Annotated in this window: 1 protein-coding gene; it reads right to left on the bottom strand. The window is 44.1% G+C overall.

Annotated features, from left to right (window positions below; all coding sequences use genetic code 11):
- Window positions 1–131 precede the first annotated feature (131 nt).
- Window positions 132–3304, bottom strand: a 3173-nt coding sequence (locus V6C93_RS28435; protein ID WP_333480039.1) for an AAA domain-containing protein, incomplete at its 5' end; no start/stop codon positions are given.

Below are 3304 nucleotides of genomic sequence, written 5' to 3'. Positions count from 1 at the left end.
TTGTGTTAGAGCTTGAACGGTGATTTTATAAACAGGCAAACCGACTTCTCTACAGCTAACAAGGTCGAAGCCTGTTCGATTATCGTAGCGACGTAGTTGTTCTGGAGTAAGAAAAGCTGATTCTTCTGAACTCATAAGTTAGGCTCCATTAAGGCGCAATTTTCAGGGTGACGCTCAACGTAATCCAGAACTTGGTGTAATGGGTTGTCGCGTGAGGTTCGACAGAAGTAGTGATCTCCCACGATTACTAAGCCAACTTTCCCCCTGGATAAAGCTACATTTAATCGCTCTGCATCACGCAGGAAACCTACTTTACCTTCCTTGTTAGAGCGAGTCACAGAGTACACGGCAATATCAGCTTCGCGTCCTTGGAATGCGTCAACTGTGTTACACTCTACTGTCAATGCTTGCCAGTTGTTTAATAATGACGCAAGGTTACGATTGAGTAACTTTAGCTGTGCTGCATACCCAGTCAAGACAGCAACGCTATATTTTTTCTGAGCCTCTTCTGCCATCTGATTTAGCTGCTTGAGAAGCTGAACTATAACTTTGACCTCACAGGCGTTGTTAAAGCTAGAGTTGGCAGACTGCTCACGAAAATTAGGAAGTTTCGTTGTTGTCAACCAAGTGACGGGTTTTGGTAAAACTCTGCTCAGGTTTTTATCTACATCAGTTCTGGCACTTTTGAGTTGACTCTCGTAAAAGCATTCACTGACAAGATCGCCGATTGGTGCAACCATTCGATGTTGAATTGTTAACATCTTACGACACCCATCTGGAAGTATTCTGAGCAGTCGGTCGAACAGGGTTTCTCGGATATCATCCTGAGTGAGTTCGTATTTGTCCAGAAAGTCAGAATTTCTGCTAGCTTCATCACGGAAGGGTGGGAGTTGTTTGGGGTCGCCAACGAGAATCCAGCGATGCGATCGCGCAATTGGCACTAGCACTTCTGTCGCCGTAGCTTTTGAAGCCTCATCGACAATGCACAAGTCAAATTCTATGTCTTGAATATCTCTAGGAATTCCGATGCAGGTTCCGGCTACTACTTGCGAGCGCTTAATCAGAGGTGCATTGAAGTCTTCATTTCGACCGAACTGCTCGAACCATTCCGCCTGTATAGCGATTAGTTGTTGGAGCATCTTCGCATCTGACGCATTTGGATCAATTAGTTGATTTATCCGCTCCTCTATCTCCTCAATCGATAGTCTTAAAAGTTTATTAGTACTAATTCCCGTTAATTCTTTTAAGCGCTTTGCTTTTTCTTTCTGTTGCTCTCGTGCTTCTTTTAATTGCTTACGCAGGATGCTAATTTCAGCTTCAATACTCTGACATTCCTCTAGCTTATCCTTTGGTATCTTAGCTTTCAATAATAAATCTGGATTTTCTGGATCGTAATTTATTGCCAGTATTTCGTCTAAATCTTGTTTCCAGATATTAACCTCTCCCCTGAGACTTTCAATCTTTGTAACTAGATTTCTCATTTCTTGAAATAGTGTGGCTATTTCACTGTTATGCTGAGAAATACCCCGTTGCGCTGACCAATCATCAATAAATTCCTGTCCTTTAGCGATCGCACCCTCTCTCCACTGTTCCATCTGCTCTTCGAGCAAGAGTGAGTGAACATTTTCTGATACCCGTTCGTGGTTGCCAATTCGTACCAATTTCAAGCTAGGATTTTTAGCTTGAATCCGTTCCAGGGCGTTATCTAGTGCAACATGAGTTTGTGAACTGAGCAAAATTCGAGCATTAGGATTAACTTTGAGAGTTTGCAGAACAACTTCTGTAATAAATGTTGTCTTACCTGTACCTGGTGGACCTTGGACAATCAGAAAATCTTCTGTCGAGAGTGCAGCTTTAACAACTTCCTGCTGTGATTCATTGAGAGGTTGAACAAACTGCACATCTACCTCTACGTCAGGAGTACGGACTTCTTGAGGATTGACGAGTAATTGGCGAATGTCTGAACGTACTCCTCGGTCAAATCTAATTGCATCTAGGGCATTTTTTTGTCGATTTATTGCAACCTCAGCAGCACGAATATCAAAGCGTAACTCACCCGATTGTGGGAGTCTGTCTGGTTCTCCATACTTGACATAAAGAACCAATTTGTCACCTATGACTTCCTCAACATCTCCTCTCACTAGGCTAAATCCTTTTGAGTTTGTCACATGGCGGGGTTGTCCAGCTATGTCATTTTCTGGAAGTTCTGAGAGTTCAAAGGTAACGCGGTTTCCCTCACGAGTAACGCTTGTGTATTTAATCGGTTTTTCTCGGTTTTTCTCCCAATCTGTCTTGGCTCTGAGAATATCCCACCAAACTCGAAATAATCGCTGCTTTTCTTCTTCTGCTCTTGTCTGCCGCAGGTTTGCCTCATGTTCTTCTACTGCCAGTTGAAGTTCCCTAATAACATCCTCTGCTTCCCATCCAATCAGCGGTCTTCCAAATTTGAATTCGTAGGGTGGAACCCATGCACGTTCTCGATTCTGTTCTAGTATTGCACTAGAAAAATCCTGGGCGTTGATGATGACTAGGCGATCTCGATCAACCGCTACATGATACCTGTAGGAAAACCCAAAAATAGAGTAATGACCTTCAGAGGATTCGTCAGCCGGATTGGCTGCGTTGGATTTCTTTAAAGGTGAGATTCCACATCCACTATTCAAATCCTCTAGGAGAATCTTTTGAATTTCCTCTTGAGGCACATCAAGTACAGTCCGAAGATTGCTCAAAGCCTTATTGGTAAGTTGTAGGTAGCAATCGCGTTTCTTGGCTGTCGATATTTGGGATCGCTTCTGTTGGATAGCGTTGAGTTCTGCCAGCAGTACCTCGGCATTGCACTGACGCTCTCCCGGATCGCGGGAAACAGCACGCTCGATTACTTCAACGATTTGTGACGGTGCCTCAAACACTTTGAGAGCTTCGGGGATACTATCGCAATCGACAAGCTCCACATTGGTTAGGCTCTTAAGCACCAATACACCAAAGCTGTAGATATCGCGGGTGTATGTATAGGAACCATCATCGGGTTCTGGCGGTGTGAATGTACGCGAGACAAACTCCTTGAGAGTAATGCTTGGTTGCAAATAGCTTTTAAGCTTGGATATGCCGAAGTCAGCGAGTTTGAGTTTACCGTCACCCCCCACTAAAATGTTGCTGGGCTTGATATCCCGGTGTATGATTCTGCGACTATGAGAAAATGCCAGAGCCTCCAGCACGGGCAACGCTACCGCTTTCCAGAATGAATCCCATCCGTCCGGTGGAGATTCTTTGAGAAGTGTTGCCAAATCCTTTTCCATCCACTCTA

Origin of the sequence: Allocoleopsis sp. (assembly GCF_036703385.1) — a bacterium.
GTDB lineage: Bacteria > Cyanobacteriota > Cyanobacteriia > Cyanobacteriales > Coleofasciculaceae > Allocoleopsis.
Note: the sequence above shows the minus strand (reverse complement) of the source record. Positions and strands in the feature narration are given on the sequence as shown.